Source organism: Phycisphaeraceae bacterium (assembly GCA_019636655.1).
GTDB lineage: Bacteria > Planctomycetota > Phycisphaerae > Phycisphaerales > UBA1924 > JAHBXB01.
In genome coordinates, this window is record JAHBXB010000005.1 from 12093 (window position 1) to 35239 (window position 23147).

Consider the following 23147-nt stretch of genomic DNA (forward strand, 5'->3'; position numbering starts at 1 on the left):
TTACGGTGCGAAGGCAGATTCCACATGGCGTACGTCCGAGTTGAGCGCGAAATCGCGGGCCGTCCCCTCATCCTTGAAACCGGCAAGGTCGCCAAGCTGTGCAACGGCGCGGTGGTTGCGACCTACGGCGGGACCACCGTGCTGGCGACCGTCGTCCGGGCCAAGCCGCGCGAGGGTCTGGACTTCTTCCCGCTGACGATTGATTATCGCGAGAAGACCTCCGCCGCGGGCAAGTTCCCCGGCGGGTTCCGCAAGCGAGAGGGAGCGCCCAACGAGCGCGAAATCCTGACGATGCGTCTGATCGACCGCCCGATCCGCCCGCTGTTCCCGGATGGGTTCATCGACGAGGTGCAGGTGCAGGTCTTCGTGATGTCGCACGATGGCGAGAACGACTCGGACGTGCTCGCGGGCACCGCGGCCTCGGCCGCGCTCGCGATCAGCGACTGCCCCTTCGAGGGCCCCACGGCGACGGTCCGCGTCGGCCGGATCCACACGGAGGAGGGCCCCAAGTACGTTGTCAACCCCACGCTCACGCAGCTTGAGTTCTCGGATCTCGACATGGTCCTGGCCGGTCACAAGGACGGCATCAACATGATCGAGGTCGGGGCCGCCGAGGTCGACGAGGCGGGCGTGCTGGGTGCGGTGGAGTTCGGGTACGAGGCGGTCAAGGACACGTTGGGCCTCATCGACGAGTTGGTTCGCAAGGCGGGTGTTGAGAAGCGGATCGGTGAACTGACGCTGCCGACCGAGGAGATCACCGAGTTTGTCCGCAAGACCATCGAGACGGAACTCACCACCGCCCGCCAGATCAAGTCCAAGAAGGAGCGGGGGGAGAAGGTCGAGCAGCTCCGCGACCGCCTGCTTGATACCCACTTCAAGCTGAACCCCACCGGCACCTACGAGGTGTACGCCGACTCGGTGAAGCGGCGCTCACAGGCCAAGGAGGCGTTCCGCCGGCTCGAGGAGAAGATCACCCGCCGGCTGATCGTTCAGTCCGGCGTCCGCGCCGACGGTCGCAAGCCCACCGAGATCCGCCCGATCGAGTCCGCCGTGGGCCTCTTCGCCCGCACGCACGGCTCGGCCTTCTTCCAGCGAGGCGAGACGCAGTCGCTGGTCTCGTGCACGCTCGGAACCGGCAAGGACGAGCAGATCGTCGACGGCCTGATCCCCGAGTACTCGAAGAAGTTCATGCTCCACTACAACTTCCCCCCCTTCGCCACGGGCGAGGCCAAGCGGATCACTGGCCCGGGCCGTCGCGAGATCGGGCACGGCGCCCTCGCCGAGCGGTCGCTGATGGGCATCCTCCCTTCTCCCGAGGACTTCCCCTACACCATCCGCATCGTCTCGGACATCACCGAGTCCAACGGGTCGTCGTCCATGGCCTCGGTCTGCGGCGGCTGTCTCGCGCTGATGGACGCCGGCGTGCCGATCAAGGCGACGTGCGCCGGCATCTCCGTCGGCCGGTTCTCGGATGACAACGACCAGAACGAGATCTTCGTCACCGACATCATCGGCGAGGAGGACTTTTTTGGCGATATGGACTTCAAGGTCGCCGGCACCCGCGACGGGATTACTGGCATCCAGCTCGACCTCAAGGCCCGCGGCCTGGTCGTCTCCCAGATCGAGCGGATCTTCGAGCAGGCCCGCACCGGGCGGCTCGAGATCATCGAGAAGATGGAGCAGTGCATCGCCGCGCCCCGCCCGGAGATCTCGGTGCTGGCCCCGCGGCTGGTTACGCTCAAGATCAACCCAGAGAAGATCGGCAAGCTGATCGGCCCGGGCGGCAAGACCATCCGTGGCCTGCAGGACAAGTACGGCGTCACCATCGACGTCGAGGACGACGGCACGGTCTTCCTCGCCGCCCCGAACGGCGAGGCGATCGACATGGCCCGTTCCGAGATCGAGGCCCTCGCGGAGGAGATCAAGGTCGGGACGGTCTACACCGGCAAGGTGGTCTCTACGAAGGACTTCGGCGCGTTCATCGAGCTGGCCCCGGGCACTGACGGCATGTGCCACATCTCAGAACTGGCCGATGGGTACGTGAAGAGTGTGCACGACGTGGTGAAGGTGGGCGACGTGGTGAAGGTCAAGGTCATCAATGTGGATGACCAGGGCCGGATCAAGCTGTCCCGCAAGGCGGCGATGGCCGAGCAGCAGCCCGCCTGAGGTCCTAACTACCAGCCTCTCCAGAATCCCCCGCACCCCCGCAAACGCGGGGGTGCTTTGTTTCGTTCTTGGCCCTTGGCACACCAGCGATCTGTTGATAATCTGGGTAGACTTTCCCAGTAGCTTTTGCCCGGTCGCGCTTGGACAGATTGAAGGTGCTCCTGGGTGAGGCATCGTCGTGGTTGCTGGGGCTCTGAAGCCTCAGGTCGTCGGGTTCGTGATCGCTCGCGCCCTTGCTCGTGGGCCGGTGCGTCGAAGCGGGGTACACGATGAGTGACGAACAGGTTCGCACGATAACCGAGGTGACCGGGGCGGTGAAGTGGTTCGACCCCAAGAAGGGGTACGGCTTCATCGTCGGTCCCGAGGGGCAGGACATCTTTGTCCACTACACCAAGATCGAGGGCGAGGGCTTCCGTGTCCTCAAGGACGGCTCGATGGTGGTCTACGACGCCAACCTCACGGACAAGGGGTGGCACGCGACGAAGGTCCGCCGGGTAGATTCCCCGGAGGTGACCATCCCGCCCAAGCGAGGGCACGCGCGCTCGCCCCGCCGCTGATTTTCGCCGTCGTGTGTGCTCGGCCCCTTGACCCGCGAGCCTCTACACTCGCCGGTCCCGGGGAGATCCACCGCTGCTGCAACTGGTTCTTGCATTTGCCGTGGGTGCTGCCGCCGCCGCGTTCGGCGCGTGGCTGGTCACGCGCCGGAGGCTCAAGCGGGCCCGGGCCGCCGAGCGGCGTGCGCGGACTGCGGAGCGGATGGCCGCCATCGGCGCCATGACCGGGGGGCTTGCGCACGAGATCAAGAATCCGCTCTCGACCATCGGCCTCAACGCGCAGCTCCTGGGTGAGCAGATCGAAGAGATGCCGATCCCCGGGGATATCCGCTCGCGGCTGCTGATGCGGATCGGCACGCTCCGGCGCGAGGTCGAACGGCTCCGCGACATCCTCGCGGACTTCCTGGCGTTCGCCGGGAGTGTCCGCCTTGACAGGGCGCCCACGGATGTCAACGCGCTGGTCTCGGAGCTTGTCGACTTCTACCTGCCCGAGGCCAACCGCCTGGGCATCCGGCTCACCGCGGATCTGGCGAAGGAGGATATCGTCGCGGACATCGACGCCCGGGCGGTCAAGCAGGCGCTGCTGAACCTGCTCATCAACGCCACGCAGGCCGTCTCCGGACGCACCAACCCTGGCCCCGCGAGCGACGCCGCGCGGGCCGCATCGCCGATCGGCGAGGTGATCCTGCGCACGCGGGCCGCGCGCGACACCGACCGCAGCGACGTGGTGCGCATCCACGTCGTGGACACCGGGCCGGGCATCCCGCCCGAGTCGATCGAATCTGTTTTTACGCCGTACTTCACGACCAAGTCGGGCGGCTCGGGGCTCGGGTTGCCGACATCGAGGCGGCTCGTCGATGAGCACGGCGGCCGGATCGACGTCGTCTCAGAGGTCGGGAAGGGCACGGTCTTTACGGTGACCCTGCCCCGGCTGCGCGGCGCGCAGCCCAGGCCCAGTCCCGCGGTGTGACCGACCGTCAATCCCCCGACGGCACCCCGGCCACAGCGCGCGAAGGCGGCGCTATGGGAAGGGCCAGGGTGGTGCCAGCGCCCTCGTTTGGGACCAGCACGCGGCTGTGGGCGTCGTAGTGGCGGTCTCGTGCAGAAGCCTCGCACCCGGCGATAAGCGCCGCCGCCGCTGCCGCGAAGAGGATCGCCGGCAGCGCCTCTCGCAGGGATCGAACACACCCGGCACGCATCGACATGTTGGGGCTCGCTGGGACGGCTGCCGACCCGGGGCGGAAACGCAACCCCGGACCGACGGCCTTTCCCTTGCATCGAACCCCGCCTGGCGCGGCTGCAGCCCGTGTCGGGCCCCCGGCCGCCCGGCGGGCGGTTCTGCCGGTGCTCCCGGCATGATGGTCAAACCCGCACGTCCCATCTCGGGTTGACCACGATCCCGCCCCCAGTACCATCCGGGGTATCGGACGACAGCGCCCCCGCCGGCCGGAGCCCAAGGACAGCATGATCAAACCAGCATTCAGCACGATCGCCTGCCCGGAGTTGACGCTCGCCAACGCGGCGCAGCTCGCGGCGGACACCGGCTTTTCCGGCGTCGAACTGCGGACCTTCGGCTCGGCCTCCACCACCATCGCCTGCGACCCCGCGATGACCGACGAGGCCAAGACCCGCGGCCTGTTCAGCTCCCGCGGCGTCGAGATCCTCTCCGTCGCGACCTCGTGCCGGTTCGACGAGCCGATCCTGCCGCCCGTCCTGGGGCTGGTCATCTCGGACACGGAGGCCTCTGTGCGGGAGGCTCGACGGGCCGTCGATCTCGCGGTGGCCATCGAAGCGCCGCTGGTCCGCGTCTTCGGCTTTCAGATTCCCGCGAGGGAAGGCCGGGCCTCCGCGGTGCGGCGTATCGCGAAGCGGCTCGGCTCGGTCGTCGACCACGCCCACCGCACCGGCGTCCGCGTCGCCCTGGAGAACGGCGGCTCGTTCGCCACCGCGGCGCAGGTCGCGCAGGTGCTCGATGCGGTCGGCAGCCCGCTCCTGGGGGCGAGTTACTCCATCGCGGCGGCACGCGAGGCGGGCGAGGAGCCCCGGCGCGGTATCGCCACGCTCGCGCCGCGGCTGTGGCTGGCCCGGATCAAGGATCTTCGCAACGGCAGGCCGTGCGCCCTGGGCGCGGGCGACCTGCCCGCACGCGAGTTCGTCTCGGCGCTGGCCCAATCCGGATTCGACGGCCCGCTGGTCTACGAGTGGGACCGGCTGTGGTTCCCGGACCTCGCGGCCGCCGCCGAGGTGCTCCCCGCGGCGGCGCGGTCGCTGGTTGCGTGGATCGCGGAGGCCGGCGGTCCGACAGGCTCTCGCCCGGTCGATTCGCCCGTGAGGGCCTGAGCCCCACTCTACGATTGATCCGTGCCCGCCACGCCCGAACAACTCGCCGGCGAGGTTCTGGATCGCTGCCGCCGCCTGGGATTTTCCCTCGCCGGGATCGCCCCCGCGGCCCCGGCTTCGCGGCCCGATGAGATGCTCGCCTGGCTCGCCGCGGGCCGTCATGGAGAGATGGACTGGTTGACGGAGTTTCTTCCGGAGCGGCTCGATATCCGGGCGCTGATCCCCGGCGCTCGCAGCGTGGTGATGGTGGGGGACCTCTATGCCGCCCGTGACGGCGCAGCGCCGGTCGCGCCGGAGGGGCGGGGCCGGGTGGCCCGCTACGCCCACGGGCGGGACTACCACCGCGTGATCAAGCGACGGCTGCACATCTTGGCCGATGATCTCCGCGGTCGCTTTCCAGAGCACACGTTCCGGTCCTTTGTCGACACCGCACCGGTGATGGAGCGGGAGCACGCTCTTCGCGCGGGGCTCGGGTGGATCGGCAAGCACACGCTGCTGATCCATCCGCGGCTGGGGAGCTACCTGCTGCTGGGCGGGCTCGCCACCACGCTCGAACTCGCGGTTCCGCCGGACCAGGAAGCGATTCCCGACCGGTGCGGGGCGTGCACCCGCTGCATTGATGCCTGCCCCACGGGGGCGATCGCGCCCTACGCGGTCGATGCGTCACGCTGCATCTCGTACCTGACGATCGAGCACGAGGCGCCGATCGATCGGTTGCTGCACGCGGCGATGGGATCATGGGTGGCCGGGTGCGACGTCTGCCAGGAGGTGTGTCCGCACAACTCGGCGCGACCGGCGGGCGGCCACGCGGGATCCCCGGGCCCGAATCCGGAGTACTCCGCGGCGGCGACCGGCTTTGACCTGGTCGAACTCCTCGAGTGGACCGAGTCACGCCGGCGGGCGGCGTTCGCATCCAGCGCGCTCAAGCGCATCAGCCTTCCGATGATGCGGCGCAACGCGGCGATTGCCGCGGGCAACGCGCTGCGGACCCGGGACGATCCGGCCCTGCGCTCGCAACTGGAGCGAGCGGCGTCGGATCCCGGCGAGGCGGAGATGGTCCGTTCGGCGGCCGCGGCGGCGCTGAAGACGGGGTAGGGGCAAGCGTCCGGGCGGGCCCAAAAGAAGCGACGCCCGCGTGTCTCCACGCGGGCGTCGGATGATTCGATTCAGACGACCCGGTCAGGGACCGGGAGCTGGATCAACTTATGGGCAGCCCAGGTTGCCCGGGGTCGTGCCGCCGACCCAGTACTGGATGAAGACGGCGATGTCAGACGGCTCAACGAGGCCGTTGCAATCGACGTCCGCATAGATCGCGGGCGTACCGGGGTTGCTGACCGCGAAGTTCCAGGTCTGGATGAACTGCGCGATGTCAGCGGGCTCGACGACGTTGTTGCGGTCCCAGTCGCCGACGCACTGGGTGTTGTCCGCCGTGCCGTCCGCGCCGCCGGCCACGAAGAAGCCGCCCTGCTGCGGAGCGGTCCGGTTGAAGCAGTCCGGGCCCTCGGGCGGGCACAGGGGCGATGAGAACTTGATGCGGTAGTGTGTGCCCTGAGCGCCGCAGGCGGGGGCGCCGGCGGGGCCGAAGGTCATCGGAGCGATCTGCACCAGGAACGTATCGCCGGGGGTCACGCCGGAGACGGTCCGGCTGTAGGGGACGCAGGTCACGAAGTTGGCCTGGCCAGGGGAGGCCACCAGGAACGCGGCGCACGGGTTGAAGGGGTCGCCGGACTCGAGCATGAACAGGATGCCGGCGAACTCGGAGTTCACAGCAACGGTGAACGAGGTGTCCACGGCCGTGTAGAGGAACGCATCGACGCCGCGGACGTTGCCGCCGAGGCCATCGTCGCCGCGTGTGATGCTGTCAAAGTAGGTCGTGCAGTCTGCACCAGTCTGTGAGGTGGCGCAGGTGCCAAAGGGGCTGGACGGAACACCGCAGGTGGGGTTGAGGCCGGTCAGGTCGGTCGCGCCGGTCGCGTTAAGGGTGCACGCCGCGGCGGGGCAGTTCGTGGACTCCTCCGTCACGACGAGGCTGAAGTTGCCGCCGGTGACGCCGTCAAAGGGACGGACGTAAATGAGGTAAGGCACACCATTGGCCGCGCAGAACGTCGCCGTTCCGGCGTCAAGGTTGGTCGAGCAGCCGAGTCCGGCATCGTCCGCGCCGGCCACGCACACAGGGGCGGCACAGCCGCCGGAGTAGACAGCGACGACGGAGTCGAAGGCGCCGGGGCCGCAGGTCGACGCGGTCGTAACCTTGCCGCGGCCGGTGAAGGAGTACCAGACGCCCTGCTGGGTCGCAGGGATGCCGACGCCGCAGGCCGGGGGAACCGGCGCGTCGGTCGTCGCGCCGAGAGTCGTCTGATTGGCGATCGTCACGGTGGACGGGGCGCCACCGGGCATCGTCACAACAGTCGCACTTGTGCAGTTATTGTTTACTGGCGGCGGAATGCCAGCGATGTCGGCAGAAACCCTGAGGTAGACATTGCCCCAGTTCTGACCGCCCGCATCGGTGTCGTAGACGTCTTCGTAGAAGGTGATGTTCGTATCACCGGCCCAGAACTGGCCATCCTGGAACGTCTGAGCCTGGCCCGCAGCCGCGGCCACGTTGTTGTCAAACCAGTAGTGGCCGACACCGTCCGCCGGATACGGCGTGCCGATGGACGGGGCATTCGGCGGCGGGAACGTGCCGCCGAGGGCGCTCTGGGTGCTCATGATGTCGCAACCCATGCTCGTATCGAGGTTGGCAAGGAGCGCCGCATCCGCCGTGGTCGTCACGGAGTTGTTGATCATGCGGATCTCGACGCCGATGTTGCTGTCCGCCGGGATGATCCCCGCTGGCATCGCGAGATTGAAGCCGACCGTGTACTGGCCGCTGACGGTGAACCCGGCTCCACCGTTGGTGAAGAACATATCCGGGCCGAGCTGCACGCTCTTGACGTCGGTGCCCGGCGCTGCCGCAGCGTTCACGTTGTCCCAGATGCGGACAAAGATCTTGAACGTGCGAGAGGCGGGGATCATCTTGCGTACGCCGATGCTCAGCGTCGTAATCGGAGAGCCGGCTGTCCAGCCCTGCATCGTCACGGCTTCGAGGGCCGGGTTGAACAGGGCGGGGACCTGCTGCGCTGAGTAGGCGTAGACGGTGCCGGTGTTCGTGTTGTCGTACACCACCTGGACCGCGCGGAGGTCGCTGGCCGGCGGGACGTACCCGTCCGGGTACGCCATGATGTTGACCACATCAGGCTGGACGGCCTGGTACTTGACCTTCTGCATGTCCTTGCGGACCTGGTTCGCCGATTGAGCGACCGTCTTGCGGACGCTCACTTGCGCCATTGCATTCGTCGCCAAGCCGACGGATGCGCAGAGCGCTGCGATGAGACACGTTTTCATTCGAGTTTCCTCCGAAATAGTGAGGTTGGGCCAACCTCATGCCGGTCAACGTGACCGGCACCTGTTGCCACACCATAACGCGAACGGTTCATTCAGCCGCGGCGCGGCGGAACGACCACAAGGGCTCCCACGAGAGGGAACCCACCCCGCACGACTCCTCTACACACACGAAATGACGAGAACCTCCTAGAGCCCAACCAGGGCAGCCTTCACCTTAGTCTAACCGAGATTCGCCCTGCGCCAAGGGCATCACATATATCGCACCCAGAACCCTTGGCCTTGCTGAAACTGCACTCAGACCACGTTTTCCCGATCTTTCCGCGCCTTGGCGGACAGGGTTATCGCCCCGCCGGCCCAGCGTTGCGTCGCTGGGGAGGAACCCACGGCTGAGCGAGTCCCAAGTCCGATACCCGTACCGAACGGCCGGTATCGATCCTCACTCTTCGCACCCCATCTTCACACGGTTGCACCGGAATTGGTGGCCTCCAATTTGGGCCTTTTCCCGAAGATTCCCGAAGATTCCCGCAAGAATCGCAACCGCCACTCCAACCAGGGTCCACATCGTGCCCCGCTCTACGAAACCGATCCAGAATGCCGGTGCGGCGATGGCCACACCGGTTACCCACCATGCCAGACGCCGGCGCAGCGGTTTTGTGGCCGCTGAAGAGCCGGCCATGCAGATCCAGACGTACGCTGGGAACACCAGGCCGTAGAAACTCATGAACAGCCGGTAGACAAGTTCAAACCGGGCGTTCAGGTCCGCTGCCCCCGGTGCGATGGAGATCGGGCAGGTGCTGATCCACCCGGCACCCGCGGCGAGAACCGCGGCAAGGGCTGCCATCTCTCCCACTCCACCCACCTTGCCAGCCGCCGCCGTCTCTCTCGTATGGAAGCCGGTCGTCGCCCCGGTCTGGACGAGCAGGTGCGCCAGCACGACGGCGAGTGCCGCGCGCGACCACGACTGCCCGAGCCACATCCCTGCATAGGCCGCGGTCAAGAGGATGGCGCCAAGGAACAGCACGCCGAACCCAATGGCGAAGGCGGCCTTGGCCGCCGGCGCGGTGAGCGACTGCCTCGCGCGATGGAAGGTGAGGTCCAGGTAGGGGCAGAGCAGGAACCCGAACCCGCACGCCGCGGCGAGGCCGAGCAGGTGGCTCCGCGGCAGCTCGGGCGCGGGGAGGTCTCCGGCAAACAGGCCGCCAGGGCCACCCCGGAGCAGGTACACCCCGGCGAGGACCGCGCTGATGCACAGTGCTGCCACGCCGACACACGGCGGTCGAAGTGCCCATCCCGCAAGGACCGCGATCGCGAACACCGCCGCGGCGCCGAGGCCCCAGCCGAAGACGGCGTCCGTGGTCGCGACGACCACACCGGTGACAAAGAACTGGAACGCGATGGTCGCGATCGAGAACCACCGCATCGAAGTGCGGTGTCGCGCGACCAGTGATTCGCTGGCGCCCTGCCTGGACAGGACCCACGCCATCGCCGCGGCGCCGACGACGTTGGGCACCGCAAACACAACGAACCCGAGAGGGCCGAAGTCGCGGATCAGCAGCACGGGGAGGAACATCCCGATGCACCAGGTCCATGATGTGGCGAGGTAGGCCGCCCAGGCGAGGACCGCGGGGCGCCCGCCCGATGCCCCTGATCCCCCCGGCGTGTGGCTTGAGTGGATGGCGTGAATCAGGCCGAGTCCCGCAGGCGTCGTTGCTTGTGGTGGGCCTTGGGCGTCACGTGGAACGTCGCCTCGCACCGCCCGACGCGCCGGTCCTTCCCGCCCAACTTCTTGATCTGCTGGATGATGTCCATCTCGACTGTCAGGTTGAACTCCCGCCCGGTCGCGATCAGGGGCTCGATGGCCTCCCGCGGCTTGAGGCGGTAGATCGCCGGTCCGAAGCAGGGCCGGAGGAAGCGGTACTGCAGGTGCTTGCATACGACCGTGTAATCACCACCGCAGACGCCGAAGACGTACATCCCGCCGGCGATCTCCGAGTTGGCGAGCAGGGCCGCCCCGGCCATCGCGTTGTACCAGTTGCGGTTGAAGCGGCGGAAGGGGAGGACCGCCGCGAAGGTCGTGGCATCCACCCGCTTCATGCGGATGCCGCTCTTGGCCGCCAGGGGGAGCCAGATGATGGAGCAGACGCGGTGCCAGAAGTTGTTGCGGGTGGAGAGGCGGCTGATGTAGGCCTCGAGCTTGTCGAAGAAGCTCTTCTTGGGGGGGATCGCCGCGGAACTCATCGCCGGGGCCGGCTCGAACTGCTCGTCATCGTGGTCGTGCAGGGCCGGATGGGGCGCCGACACACCCGCCTTGGCAGCCGACCCGTTCAGCCCCGCGCCGGCGCCTTCCGCGGGCGCGGTCCCCAGCGGCGGTCCTTGCTCGGAGTGTTCGGCGGTTCTCACGGCGGTGGCGTTCAAGCAAATGGGTTCCGGTCGAAACTCGATCATATCCGCTCGTCGATCCGTGCGCCGGGACGGAACACCCAGGCGGGCTACGCCTGCAGGGTGAACCACCCCTTGCCGTTCGCGGCCACGCGACGGACCGCGTCGCCCGGCTCGTGGTCGAGCACCAGCGTCCAGCCCGCGGCGGCGGCCTCCTCCAGGAACCAGCGGCGCGTGACCATGCTGGTGTAGGGCTCGACGTCGTACGCGAGGCTGTACGCGGCCCCAACGTGGTTCACAGTCGGCATGACGTCCGGCGTGAAGACGATGGTTTGACCGTCGGTGTCCGTGAACTTCACGGCCTGCTGGCCCCAGGTGTGCCCCGGGGTCAGGAAGACGCTGACGCCGGGGAAGATCTCGGTTTCCCGCAGGGCAACCGGGGCGGCGGGGGCCTCGTCGCGCCCGGGTGTGACCCCCGGTGAGAACGGGCGTGGCGAGTCGGTCAGGGAGAGTCGCTCGCGGATGGGCTGGAGGTGGTCGGGGAAGTAGGTCCGGGTCATGACGCTCCGGTTGGCGATCGCATCCTCCCATTCGCGCCGCTGGACATGGACCGTCGCGTTGGGAAACGTGACCTTGACGCCGTGGTCGCCGCGGGCCCCGGTGAAGGTGGAGGCGGGGCCGGTCCAATCCGGGGATTCACCCCCGCGGCAGAGCCGCGTCAGGCCCCCGGCGTGGTCGAAATGCAGGTGGCTGACGACGACGGCCTCGACGTCCTCGCACCGGCAGTCGGCCTCGTGCAGGGCATCGATCACGGATCGCTCTTCCATCGCGAAGAGGTCGCGGGACTTGGCGTCGAGCTTGTCGCCGGTTCCGCACTCGATCACGATCAGGCGGGGGGAGGAGGGAGGGGAGGGGAGGGGGGGGCTCCCCTTGGCGGGTGCGGGCGCCGGGCCGGCCCGCTCCAGAAGCAGGCAGTTGTGCTGCACCGAGATGCGGCCGCGGTCGTCGGTCGGGACATCGCGGGACCAGACCGTGCGGGGGATCAGGCCGAACATGGAACCGCCATCGAGGCGGAACGCCCCTGCCCGCAGCAGCCGCCAGGAATAGGTGGTCGTCATGCGGGAGAGAGCGTAGGGCGTTTGATCACGGAGACAGGGGGTTCCGGCCCTCCGCGACGGCCTGGCGCGAGCCGGTCCGCACCACATCCGCAACGAACTGGTCGTACCCCTGGGAGACCCGTTCGAGGTCGCGCCCGAAGTAGACCTCGAAGATCCCCCGGCCCCGACGGGCGGAGAGCACCCGCCCCGCCGCCTCCGGTCCCAACTCCATCGCCAGACGTGGACGCAGCCGCCCCTCCGCCGCATCGCTCAGCAGGCGGTTCAGCGCCGGGGCGTGGGTCCCCCTGTCGCCCTCGCGCAGGTAGTGCACGAGCGCCCAGGCCTGGGCGTACCACGTCAGCGCGCCGTCCGAAGCGGTGCTCGCGCCCATGATCATCCCTTGCGGAGTCCCGGCCAGCAGGTCTTCGAGCGAGAGGAGCGAGCCCGTCGCGGCGGCGTCGCGGAGCTGGTCGAATCGCTCGAGGTTCGCCCAGCCGAGGAAGACCGGGGTGGCCCCGCTCCAGCGGTGGCCCTCCATGAACGTCGCGACCCCCTCCTCCAGCCAGGCGGGCAGCGGGTCCTTGAACGTCCGCTGGGTGTACTGGTGCCAGCCCTCGTGCGCGGCGATCGTGAACGTGCCGCCGGCGCCGATGTCGTACAACACCGACTTGCCGCCCCAGGCGTAGCCCCCGCGTGGAATGGAGAGGTAGACGCCCGAGCCGTCGCCCAGCAGTTGCCGCGTGAGCGTTTCCCACTGCGAACGCGTCGCGAGCACGAACGTCTCGAGCCGCTGCGGGCCCACGAGCGGCGGCGCGGGCAGGCGGGCGATCCCGAGGCGGTACTGCTCCAGCGCCGCTTCGAGGAACTCGGGCAGGCGTGAGAGCGTCGCCTGATCCGTCATCGTGCTGTACAGGCGGTAGTTCTGCGTGGTCACGACGCGCCCGGGCTTGCCCGCGTACGACCACGCCTCGACGTTCTCGACGACCGGGCCACGGCGTGCCGGCGTCGCGGGGGCTTCCGCGGCGGCGACCCGGTCCGCCGAATCAGAGCGCGGGGCGCACCCCGCGGCGGCGACCAGAGCCACGATGATGCCCGCCGCTGCCAGTTTCACCCAAGCCGCCCCAGGGCCGCCCTCGCGGCCTCCAACTCCTCCACCGCCGCGGCCCGCTGGGCCTTGGTCTCGTCGACGAGTTTCGGCGGCGCCTTGGCGAGGTAGCCGGGGTTGTTGAGCCGGCCGTCGAAAGTGGCGATCTTCTTCGTGGAGTCCGCGATGATCCGCTCGAGGCGTTCCTTCTCCGCCGAGGCGTCGACGGCCTCCGCGAGGCTGCTGGCCTGGATCTCAAAGGCCTCGAAGCGGAACGCGACGGCGGGCCCGGCGGGCGTCTCCGCCGTCACGAGGTCGACCTTGCCGAGGGTCCGGACCAGGTCGATGTCCGCCGCGAGTTCGGCGAGCAGGGCTTGGGGGGGGTGCAGGGAGATCTTCCGCTTCTCGTGCACCTTGTGCTGGGCGCGGATCTTGTTGATCTCTTCGACCAGCGCCCGCACGCGTTCGAATCGCTGGACGGCTTTATCGTCGATCAGAGAGGCGTCGACCACCGGCCAGGAACTGGAGCAGAGCAGGTCGGCGGATTCGAGCGTCACGCCGGCGACAGGCGATCGCGGGACCTCCCGGAGCCGTTCGTGGATCGCCTCGGTGATGAAGGGCATCACCGGGTGCAGGAGGCGGATGATCGAATCGAGCGTCGCCCGGAGTGCGGCCCGTTGCCCGGCATCGGCGGCGATGGTGGGCTTGATCGCCTCCAGGTACCAGTCGCAGAAGTCGCGCCACAGCAGGTCGTAGACACTCTGCGCGTAGTCGCTGAACTGGTAGTTGCGGAGGGCCGACTCGATGTCGCGGGTGGCGGTCGCCAGGCGGGAGAGGATCCAGCGGTCGGCAAGCGAGAGCGAAGCGGGCGCGACGCCAGCGCTGTGGTCGGCGGCCGCGGCTCCGCCGCTCCCGAGCATTCCCATCGCGAAGCGCGCGGCGTTCCACAGTTTGTTGGCGAAGTTGCGGCCGAGGTCGAACTTCGGGGAGGTGTTCTTGCCGGTCGCCGGGTCCTTCGACACGGGCATGCGGACGTCCTGCGTCTGCGTGGTCATGTGGCAGAGCGTGAAGCGCATCGCATCGGCGCCGTGGGACTCGATGATGTCGAGCGGATCGACGCCGTTGCCCAGCGACTTGGACATCTTGCGGCCGTCGCCGTCCTGGATCATGGCGTGGATGAAGACGTCGTTGAACGGCACAGCGCCGCCGCGGAAGTAGCGGTTGAACATCACCATGCGCGAGACCCAGAGGGTGATGATCTCGCGGGCGGTGCAGAGGACGCTGGAGGGGTTGTACGCGCTGAGCAGCGGCGTCTCCTCCGGCCAGCCCATGGTGGAGAGCGGCCAGAGGGCGGAGGAGAACCAGGTGTCGAGGACGTCGGGGTCTTGCTCTGCACCGATCACGATGGAGGAATCCAGTCCGCTCGCTAGGCTGGACGCGTCCTCCCCGTAATTGTCACGGAGTAGTGCAAGCGACTTCTGATCGTGATTGGATACTGAATACTTGATTATAAAACTAAGGAGGTCGCTAGCCTCGGTAGAAAGGGCTGCCACGAACATCTGCTCTGGTGGATCACCCTCAATAGTCTGAAGTCCGCAAACGGACGCTTCGCTGCGAGTGCAGAAATGACCAGCCAAGCCGACGGTTGCAGCAATCTGATCAAGCGTCCCTGCCCATGCCGAAGCCCGCTGGGTCAATTCGGTCACGTGAGATGCCGGATCCAAAGGGGATTCGAATCCGGCGGTACTCAGCCTAATGCGCCACACCGGAATCCTGTGCCCCCACCACAACTGCCGCGAGATGCACCAATCCCGGATGTTGTCGTGCCAGTTCTCGTATGTCTTGGCATACCGAGCCGGGTAGAACCGCATCGCCTCATCGCCGTCCGCACCAGGGCCGGCCTCTGCGGTGGGCCGGCTCTCCGGCCCACCGGGGGCACCCCTGCCGGGGTGAGCCGTCCGCTGCTCGCTCACCAGCGCCGCATTCGCGGCCTGCGCCATGCGCGGGTGCGTCACCCGCACGTACCACTGGTCGCTCAGGTACGGCTCGACGATCGCCTTGCTCCGGTCCGAGTGCTTCACGCTGTGCGCGTGCGGCCTGGTGCCCTCCAGCAGCCCCCGATCCGAGAACGCGTGCACCACATCCTTCCGCGCCTGCTCGCGAGTCTTCCCCACGAAGATGTGCGCATCGCCCACATCCGACCATCCGTGCTTGTCGCTGATCGACCCATCGGGCGCCATCACGTTGATCATCACCGCGATTCCCGCGGCTTCGATCTCCGCCTTGTGCCGCTGCCCCAGTTCGTAGTCGTTGGGATCGTGCGCCGGCGTCACCTTCAGGAAGCCCGTCGCCATCTTCGCCTTCGGGTCGTTCCGCTCCTCATCCGTCCGCGCCATCGACTCGGGGAGCACCACGTAATCATCTTCGATGATCGGGATGATCCGCCCCACCAGCGGCAGCTCCACGAACAGCCCGCGCAGCGATTTCGCCCGCGGATCGTGCGGGTTCACGCCCACCGCGGTGTCCCCCAGGTACGTCTCCGGCCGCGTCGTCGCGACCGTCACCCACGCCTGCTCCTCCCCCGGGTGCTCGTCCGCGCCCGGATACCCCCGGCGTGCCAGCTCATTCCAAGTCACCGGCTGCGGGTCTTCCTTCTCATTCCTCACCGCGCTCGCGTGCACGAGCGGGTATCGCAGGTAGTAGAACGCCCCCTGCACCTCCTCCTCGTAGCACTCGTCGTCCGCCACGGCCGTCTGCAGCACCGGGTCCCAGTTCACCAGCCGCTTGCCGCGGTAGATGAGCCCGTCCTTGAAGAGCCGGAAGAACGCCTCCCGCACCGCCCGGGCGCACTGCTCATCCATCGTGAACCGCTGCCGGTCCCAGTCGCACGAGCACCCCATCGCCTTGAGTTGCCCGGTGATGACCGCCTCGTACTCGTCCTTGAACGCCTGGATCTTCGCGACGAACTCATCGCGGGAGAACTCCGTCCGCCGCTTTCCCTCCTCCTTGAACACCCGCCGCTCAACCACCGCCTGCGTCGCGATGCCCGCGTGGTCCGTCCCCGGCATCCACAGCGTCTCGAACCCCATCATCCGGTGCGCCCGCACCAGGATGTCCTGGATCGTGTTGTTCAGCGCGTGCCCGAGGTGCAGCGCCGCCGTCACGTTCGGCGGCGGGATGATGATGCTGTACGGCTTCGCCGTGCCCCCCGCCACGCGCTGCGGATCCGCATGGAACGCGCCCGACCCTTCCCACAACTCGCGGATTCGCGGCTCGGTCTCCGCCGGCCGGTACTGCTTCGGCAGCCCGGCCCCCGCCTCGTTCCCGCTCACCGGGCCGCCGTTGTCAACGGACGCCGCCGCGGCGGGCCGGGATTGGCGCCCCACGTGCGGTGGGGGCGCTGGATGGTGGGTGGGGGGAGGGGTGGGTGGTGGTGGGGGTGAAGAGGGCATCGGTGGCTTCACATCTCGCGGGTTTGGCAGTGCGAAAGCCGCACCTCGCCCGCCGGGGCACAGGGGGGATTTGGCGGGCGGGAGTGCGCTGCGTCTCTCCGCCCGGCCGATACAGTTCGTTCGCTGACCGGAAGGACCCGGCCAGATCCGAAGTGTAGGGACTCTCGCCCGCGCGACCCCCGCGGCAAGACACGGCCCAAGGCCCTCCCTGCACCCCGATCCCCGCCTCGGAGACCCCCATCGATGACGGACCATCCCGCCTCTTCGACCGCCTCCTCGGCCTCAGCCTCCCGCCGCGCTCCCGGGGGGCGCCGACTCGGCGGCCTGCTCATGGTCGTCCTGGTCATCGCCCTCGCGGCGGGCCTGGTCGTCATCATCAAGACCCTCGCCTCGCCCCAGTCCCCCGCCGAGGCCGCCGCGGCCGGCTCCGGGCTCGCCGGCGCCGCCGGCGCCAAGCAGATCGAGGAGACGCTCGCCGCCGCCCGCCAGGCCATGTCCTCCCGCGAGTACGACAAGGCCGCCGCCCTGCTCGCCCGCACCGTCGAGGCCAACCCCAACGACCAGGAGCTCCGCGTCGCCTACGGCGAGGCGCTGATGGCCCAGAACAAGTTCTCCGAGTCCTTTGCCCAGTACGACCGCGCGACCGGCATGGGCCAGCCCAACGCCAAGCTCCACTTCATCGCCGGCACCATCGCCAACAAGGCCGGCCGCCTCGACCGCGCCGAGGACCACTACTCGATGGCCCAGCGCCTCGATCCTCGCATCCCCGATTACTCCCTCTACCTCGCCATGATCCAGCTCAAGCGCGAAGAGCCCACCGCCGCGGCGAAGAACCTCCTCATGGTCGTCCAGATGCAGCCCGGCCGGGCCGAGGCGTGGGGCACGCTCGGCGAGATCTACATGAAGGACGACAAGCTCACCATCGCCCTGCAGAACACGCAGAAGGCCCGCGAACTCCAGCCCGAAGTCCTCCGCTGGCGCCTCAACGAGGCCCGCATCATCAAGCGGCAGAACGACCCGCAGAAGGCCGCGACGATCCTCCTCGCCCTCGACGACGCCCAGCGCCGCCAGGACGAGGTCATGGCCCTCCTCGCCGAGTGCTACGGCATGCTCTCCAAGCCCGCGGAGGCCGCCCGGATGTTCTCCGCCGCCGCATCGGACTCGACCGGGCCCGAAGCCGGCGCGATGCACTACCAGGCCGCGCTCTGGTTCCAGCGGGCCAAGGACCTCCCGCACGCCCGCGAATCCGCCCAGGCCGCCGCTGACCTCGGCAACGCCGATGCGAAGGAACTCCTCGCCGATCTCGAGTAGCCCCGGCCGCCGCGGCTAGAGCAGGTTTCGCCCCCCGTCGAGCCGCAGGATCTCCCCGGTCACGTACGTCGCATCCATCGCCAGCCACCGCACCGCCTCCGCCGCATCCTCCGGCGTCCCGCTTCTCCCCAGCGGCACCCGGCTGAGGTACGCCTGCTGCATCGCCTTGTCAGATTCGTGTCCGCTCTCCGGGAACGCCACCACTCCCGGCGCGACGCCGTTGACGCGCACCCGAGGCGCCAGGTCCCGTGCCATCGACCGCACCATCTCCGCCAGCGCCGCCTTGGACATCGCATACGACGCAAACTCCCGCCGCGGCAGGCCGTGCTCGCCGAGCGCATGGATATCGCACATCGCCACGACCGCGCCCCCGCCCGCGCGGGCGGACCTCGACAGGGCTGCCGCGAGCCCCTTGGTCAGCAGCAGCGGAGAGAGGGCGTTGACCGTGTAGTCCTCCACCGCCCGCGCCGGCGTGATCTCCGCCAGCGGCGAGGGGGAGTACGCGGACGCATTGTGCACCAGCACATCCAGCGGCGCTCTGTCGTCCGTGGCGTACCCCGCCGCGAATCGCTCTACCTCCTCGGGTCTCGCGAGGTCCAGCCGGCGCCACTCGATCCCGACCGCCCCGGCCCCCTTCAGTCGCGCCGTCGCCTCGTCGATCTCGTCGCCGCTGCTCCGGTAGGTCAGCACCAGCCGCCACCCCCGCGAGGCGAACGCCATCGCCGTCGCGAGCCCCACCCGGCGGGCAGCGCCCGTGATCATCACCGTCCCATCAGCGCCGCTCATGCGACACCGCCGCCGCGTCCGTTGCGCGGTCCCTGCGGATCCTCCGGCTCATCATCGAGCCCGTGTTCATGCTCCCCCTCGTCCTCCCCCGGCACCTCGATCGGCTTCGCCCTCCGTCCGGCCTCGAACCATGGATCGATGTTGTGCACGCTCCGCGGCCCGGGCTGACCGCCGCCCTTCGACCGCATGATCCGCATCCGCACCACCCGCTGCACGATCAGCAGGATGATCGCCAGCAGCAGCACCACGATCACCAGCAGGGTGCCTGCCAGCAGTTTCGCGTCCCGGCGGACCGGGTCCGCCGCCGCCACGATCGTCAGTATCCAGTCGCCCGCGGCCATGCGGTCACTATACAACACGCCAGCGGCGCACCAAGTCACCCACCCGTGCCGGGCGAGCGTGTCCCCATCGCCGTCGAACTCACCAGCATCGTCCGCCCTTCGCTCCTGATCATCCCCGCCGGCCGCCCCGCCCGCGCCAGCAGGTCCAGCAACTCGTCATCACCGATCCAGGTCGCCGCGGAATGCTCCGTCGCCGCCGCGCTGTAGCGGGCCACGATCGACGGATCCGTCTCGACCACCACGACATTGATGTGCGACAGCGCCGCCACCCCCGGTGGTCGCTCGGCCGGCGCCGTCTCGTTTTCGCGAACGACCCTCGTGCCGCCCGGCTTCTCCACCGCGACGTTCACCTGCGCCCCCCTTGTCCCCACTCCCCCGTCCGGCCACACCCGCCACGCAACCCCGACGACGACTCCAAGCACCGCGACCCCGGCCCCGATGCCCACCGCTCGTCGAACCGTCCTCGTCCTTGCCTGTGCCCGCGCCGCCCGCCGCTGCACATCGGCCAGGATCTCCCGCTTCCGCGCCGCTCCTTCGCGCGAGAGCGTCTCGCCACCGTCCCCGATCCTCATCCAGTCGTGCCCGTTCATGACCACCACTCCTGCGCAGCGACCCTCAGCCGCGCCAACACCCGCCGGATCCGCCCGTGCGCCGCTCCCTTCGTCACGCCCAGCACCGCGGCCGCCCGCTCCAGCGTCTGCCCTCGGCCGAACCGCAGCGACAGCAACTCCCGATCCCCTTCATCAAGTCCTCCAAACACCGCGTTGATCCACTGCTCCAACGCCTCCCGCGACTCGTTCAACTCGTCCTCCGCCGCGACCCGCGGCTGGTCCGCCGCCGATCGCCCCGCCTCCCTCGCCCGCCTCCGCGATTCCCCCCGCAACCGGTCCAGCGCCGCCGTCCGCACCACCCGCGACATCCACCGGTCCAGTTCCTCCTTTGATGCGATCCGCCCGATCACCCTGCGGGCCCCGATCACCCTGACAAACGCATCGTGCACCACGTCCAGGCAGAACGCCTCGTCTCTCCCCGTCAGCCGCCGCGACATCGCATACGCCCGATCGAACCACTCCTCATACAAACGCTCGATCGCCTCCGCCTCCCCACGTGCGACGCCCCGCCACGATCCGTCGTCCGCGCCCGTCCCGGCGTTCCCGCCCGCGGCCACCGCGCGCGACGGCGCCGCCCGCCCCGGTGTCTCCCCCGGCGCTCGGACGGCTTTGCCGTCGCGGTTGGTCATCTCGGCGTGCGGACCCGGCATGCGACTCCCGGTCAGGAGCGTTCGTGCGGTGGCCGTCCTTTCGGCGAGCGACGTCACTGGGGCTGCTGGTCCTTCTTGGTTACCTCCCGCCCATTGACCTCAGGGAGATTCGGGTCGTTCCCTTTCACGCGCCGGATCGCCGTCAGCACCCGCGACACCGCCGCCTGCTCACCCGGCGCCGCCCGCACGATGATCTCCCGTTGCTCGGCGTTCACGGCATCTCCGTGAGCCACCACCGCCTGGCACGCGGCGACCAACTCGGGCATCGCCGCCATCATGTCCTCCACATCATAAACCATCACCTGCACCCCCAGGCTCTCCCGCTCCGCCGCGGCCACCGCGGTGACATCCTCCAGTTCCGCCTCCGCTTGCCGCATCTTCAGCCGAGCCGACTCCAGCGTGTCGAGCCGGCGCTGCACGAGCGCCCGGGCCTGCGTCAGTTCATCCGTGGGGGCCACGCCCGCCTCCACCCGCTTGGCGAACTCGTTCGCGGCCTCGCGTGCTCGCGCGAACTCTCCTTCCGACCGCCGGATGTCGTCCATTGCTCGCTCCAGCGCCCGCTGCGCCGCGGCCACCGCCTTCGCCCGATCCCGCTGGCGCTCCGCCGCGGTCATCGCCGCGACCCGGCGATCCACGATGTCCCCCTGCATCGTCTGGAGGATGCTCTTGATCGTCGTCAGTTGCTGCGGGAGGGCCCGCACGATCAGCACGCCCGAGTCCTTGTGATAGCGGATTTGCGGCTGCTCGGCCTCGGCGCCGGCCAGCTGCGCCGCCGCATCGATCGCCGTCAGCACCGATTCGATCGGAACACCGGGTCCGGCACCCCGGTCCATCACCGGATTCGTGAGTTCCCGCACCGAGAAGACCGCCGTCTCAGGCCCTGGCGCTGGGAACGGGCTCTGCGGCATTGGCTGCGGAATGAAGTTGGGTTTCGATGCGACCGAATACACCCCCGTTCCCGCCACCACATCCCCGACCGTCTGCACGTACGCGGTTCGTCCTTCCGCTCTCGCCATCATCGGCAGCACCTCCAGCGCCGACGACACCGCCACTCCCTTCATCTCCGTCGGCGGCACCATCATGCTCGCCGCATCCGACGACACCATGATGTTCACGTTCCCCGGTGCCGCCGCCTGGATCGCCTTCACATACTCCGACAGCGTCCCCCCGGGGAACTTCAGCGAGATCACCATCTCCGCCGCACGAGTCGCCGGCTCCACCCGGTTGGCGTTCCCACCCCGCGCCGGCTGACCCTGCTGCGCCGCCGCCGGCGCAGGCCACATCGCACTCAGCACCCCGGCCGCCACCCCGATCACCCCGTACCGCGCGAACGCCGCCACTGTGCCGCCCATCATGAAGCCTCCTTGGCCGCCCCCGAATACCAGGACAACGCCGCCGACGTGCCGGTGTGGCGCTCGCCGCCTCGATTCTCACGGTTTTGCTCGCCGCGTCAGGCTAGAGTTGCGACCAAAGCGCCCCCGCCGCGTTGGCGAGAGGGCGAAGAAAGCCCGGGCCAGAGCCCGCGGCTGGGGAGGGGAACGCGGAGCCTTGACCGCCATGCATTTCGACGCCCACCAGCCCGTCATCGATGATCTCGAGGCGCGGATCTTGACGATCCGCGACTCTCTTTAACTTCGACACCAAGAAGCAGACGATCGCCGAACTCGAACGCCAGATGGCTGATCCCAACTTCTGGGACGCCCCCGACCGCGCCCGCAAGGTCGTCGGCGACATGAAGGGCCTCAAGGCCCAGCTCGACCCCCTCACCAAGGTCATCGCCGATTTCGAGGACGCCCGCGTCGCCTACCAGATGTCCAGGGAGGCCGGCGGCGACAAGGACCTCCTCCAGGAAGCCGACGAGCAGCTCCACTCCCTCGTCTCTCGGATGGCCAAGGTCGAACTCCAGTCCCTCCTCTCCGGCAAGCACGACTTCCGCAACTGCTTCCTCACCATCTCCGCAGGCGACGGCGGCACCGAGGCCAACGACTGGTGCGAGATGCTCCACCGCATGTACATCTACTACTGCGAGAAGATGGGCTGGCAACTCGAGGAGGTCGAGAAGTCCTTCGGCTCCGAGGTCGGCCTCGATTCCGTCACCTTCCACGTCAAGGGCCAGTTCGCCTTCGGCTACCTCTCCTGCGAGCGCGGCACCCACCGCCTCGCCCGCGTCTCCCCCTTCAACGCCCAGGGCAAGCGGCAGACCTCCTTCGCCACCGTCGACGTCACCCCCGAGTTCGAGGAGACCGACCTCGAAATCCCCGAGAAGGACCTCGAGATCACCCCCTTCGTCCGCGCCTCCGGGCCCGGCGGCCAGAACGTCAACAAGGTCGCCACCGCCATCCGCCTCGTCCACAAGCCCACCGGCATCATGGTCGTCGCCAGCACCTACCGCGACCAGCCCCAGAACCGCAAGCAGGCCATGTCCGTCCTCCGCGCCAAGCTCGAGCAGATCGAGGAAGAGCGCCGCGAGCGCGAGATCGCCGCTGCCACCGGCGGCGCCGTCGAGCGCGGCTGGGGCACCCAGATCCGCTCCTACGTCTTCTACGACAACCGCGTCAAGGACCACCGCACCGGCTACGAAATGTCCGACTACGAGCGAGTCCTCCGCGGCGAGATCGAGGGCTTTGTCGACGCCGAACTCCAGCGCCGCCGCAAGGAGAAGGCCCAGGCCGCCATGACCGCGCGAAAGTAAGTCCGCCCGGCAGGATCAGGAGCGAGCCCCGGCGCACCCCGCGCTGCCCCTACGGCAACCCGTAGAACCCGCTCCCCATGTCCTTGATCTTCCCCTGCCGCGTCAACTCCTCCCACACCTCCTTCGGAAACTCCCGCGGCGGCACGATCCCCACCACGCCCGACTTCTTCCCCCCGGTCGTCGGCCTTCCCCCGCCGAGCTTCGACTCATCATCGAGCCTCGTCAGTTTCAGCCTCTTCTTGAAGGCCGTCATCGCCGCTTTCAGCCGTTCCGTGTCGTCCATGGTGCCTGTATCATAAC

Annotated in this window: 20 protein-coding genes; 7 read left to right on the forward strand and 13 right to left on the reverse strand. The window is 68.6% G+C overall.

Annotated elements, in window-relative coordinates:
- The first annotated feature begins 24 nt into the window (after nt 1-24).
- The 3 genes from pnp (at nt 25) to KF745_12965 (ending at nt 3690) form a co-directional block, all read left to right on the forward strand.
- Entirely contained in the window at nt 25-2166 is a 2142-nt protein-coding gene (pnp, locus tag KF745_12955; GenBank protein ID MBX3359322.1) for a polyribonucleotide nucleotidyltransferase, read from the forward strand.
- A 269-nt stretch (nt 2167-2435) separates the two neighbouring features.
- Nucleotides 2436-2723 (forward strand): cold shock domain-containing protein, encoded by a 288-nt coding sequence (locus KF745_12960; GenBank protein ID MBX3359323.1) that lies wholly within the window; start codon nt 2436-2438, stop codon nt 2721-2723.
- Nucleotides 2724-2823: 100 nt separating this feature from the next.
- A complete protein-coding gene (locus KF745_12965; GenBank protein ID MBX3359324.1) occupies nt 2824-3690 on the forward strand; it encodes a hypothetical protein in 867 nt (288 codons plus the stop codon).
- 7 nt (nt 3691-3697) lie between these two features.
- Here KF745_12965 and KF745_12970 read toward each other — a convergent pair whose 3' ends face one another.
- The gene (locus tag KF745_12970) at nt 3698-3925 is read right to left on the reverse strand and encodes a hypothetical protein (protein ID MBX3359325.1); all 228 of its coding nucleotides are present in this window, start codon (nt 3923-3925) and stop codon (nt 3698-3700) included.
- 259 nt (nt 3926-4184) lie between these two features.
- On the opposite strand from KF745_12970, the gene KF745_12975 reads away from it, so the two are divergent.
- Both KF745_12975 and queG read left to right on the forward strand, forming a co-directional pair.
- Complete coding sequence (locus KF745_12975; GenBank protein ID MBX3359326.1) at nt 4185-5060, forward strand: sugar phosphate isomerase/epimerase; 876 nt, start codon at nt 4185-4187, stop codon at nt 5058-5060.
- 21 nt (nt 5061-5081) lie between these two features.
- Entirely contained in the window at nt 5082-6155 is a 1074-nt protein-coding gene (queG, locus tag KF745_12980) for a tRNA epoxyqueuosine(34) reductase QueG (protein ID MBX3359327.1), read from the forward strand.
- 108 nt (nt 6156-6263) lie between these two features.
- On the opposite strand, the gene KF745_12985 is transcribed toward queG, so the two are convergent.
- From KF745_12985 to KF745_13010, 6 genes are all read right to left on the reverse strand, one after another.
- A complete protein-coding gene (locus tag KF745_12985) occupies nt 6264-8444 on the reverse strand; it encodes a hypothetical protein (protein ID MBX3359328.1) in 2181 nt (726 codons plus the stop codon).
- Nucleotides 8445-8880: 436 nt separating this feature from the next.
- Nucleotides 8881-10014 carry a hypothetical protein gene (locus KF745_12990; GenBank protein MBX3359329.1) on the reverse strand — a complete coding sequence of 378 codons (1134 nt, stop codon included), beginning with the start codon at nt 10012-10014 and terminating at the stop codon, nt 8881-8883.
- A 113-nt stretch (nt 10015-10127) separates the two neighbouring features.
- Entirely contained in the window at nt 10128-10844 is a 717-nt protein-coding gene (locus KF745_12995; protein MBX3359330.1) for a hypothetical protein, read from the reverse strand.
- Between the two features lie 89 nt (nt 10845-10933).
- Nucleotides 10934-11941, reverse strand: a complete 1008-nt coding sequence (locus KF745_13000) for an MBL fold metallo-hydrolase (GenBank protein ID MBX3359331.1) — start codon at nt 11939-11941, stop codon at nt 10934-10936.
- A 25-nt stretch (nt 11942-11966) separates the two neighbouring features.
- Entirely contained in the window at nt 11967-13031 is a 1065-nt protein-coding gene (locus tag KF745_13005) for a DUF1570 domain-containing protein (GenBank protein ID MBX3359332.1), read from the reverse strand.
- Nucleotides 13028-16336: a valine--tRNA ligase gene (locus tag KF745_13010; protein ID MBX3359333.1), complete on the reverse strand. Its 3309-nt coding sequence runs from the start codon at nt 16334-16336 to the stop codon at nt 13028-13030. The genes KF745_13005 and KF745_13010 overlap by 4 nt, the downstream gene beginning before the upstream one ends.
- Before the next feature lie 363 nt (nt 16337-16699).
- Here KF745_13010 and KF745_13015 point away from each other — a divergent pair, with 363 nt between their 5' ends.
- Nucleotides 16700-17767 carry a tetratricopeptide repeat protein gene (locus KF745_13015; GenBank protein ID MBX3359334.1) on the forward strand — a complete coding sequence of 356 codons (1068 nt, stop codon included), beginning with the start codon at nt 16700-16702 and terminating at the stop codon, nt 17765-17767.
- A gap of 15 nt (nt 17768-17782) precedes the next feature.
- Here the strand turns inward: KF745_13015 and KF745_13020 are convergent, their stop codons facing one another.
- The 5 genes from KF745_13020 to KF745_13040 are packed head-to-tail and all read right to left on the reverse strand — an operon-like array spanning nt 17783 to nt 21510.
- The gene (locus KF745_13020; GenBank protein ID MBX3359335.1) at nt 17783-18553 is read right to left on the reverse strand and encodes an SDR family oxidoreductase; all 771 of its coding nucleotides are present in this window, start codon (nt 18551-18553) and stop codon (nt 17783-17785) included.
- Nucleotides 18550-18894: a hypothetical protein gene (locus KF745_13025; protein MBX3359336.1), complete on the reverse strand. Its 345-nt coding sequence runs from the start codon at nt 18892-18894 to the stop codon at nt 18550-18552. Before KF745_13025 ends, KF745_13020 begins: the two co-directional genes overlap by 4 nt.
- Nucleotides 18895-18929: 35 nt before the next feature.
- Complete coding sequence (locus tag KF745_13030; GenBank protein MBX3359337.1) at nt 18930-19484, reverse strand: hypothetical protein; 555 nt, start codon at nt 19482-19484, stop codon at nt 18930-18932.
- Nucleotides 19481-20155, reverse strand: a complete 675-nt coding sequence (locus tag KF745_13035) for a sigma-70 family RNA polymerase sigma factor (protein MBX3359338.1) — start codon at nt 20153-20155, stop codon at nt 19481-19483. Before KF745_13035 ends, KF745_13030 begins: the two co-directional genes overlap by 4 nt.
- Before the next feature lie 53 nt (nt 20156-20208).
- A complete protein-coding gene (locus KF745_13040) occupies nt 20209-21510 on the reverse strand; it encodes a hypothetical protein (protein ID MBX3359339.1) in 1302 nt (433 codons plus the stop codon).
- Nucleotides 21511-21809: 299 nt separating this feature from the next.
- On the opposite strand from KF745_13040, the gene prfB reads away from it, so the two are divergent.
- On the forward strand, nt 21810-22847 hold the full coding sequence (gene prfB / locus KF745_13045; protein ID MBX3359340.1) for a peptide chain release factor 2: 1038 nt from the start codon (nt 21810-21812) through the stop codon (nt 22845-22847).
- A gap of 49 nt (nt 22848-22896) precedes the next feature.
- Here the strand turns inward: prfB and KF745_13050 are convergent, their stop codons facing one another.
- Nucleotides 22897-23130, reverse strand: a complete 234-nt coding sequence (locus KF745_13050) for a hypothetical protein (protein MBX3359341.1) — start codon at nt 23128-23130, stop codon at nt 22897-22899.
- Nucleotides 23131-23147: the final 17 nt, after the last annotated feature.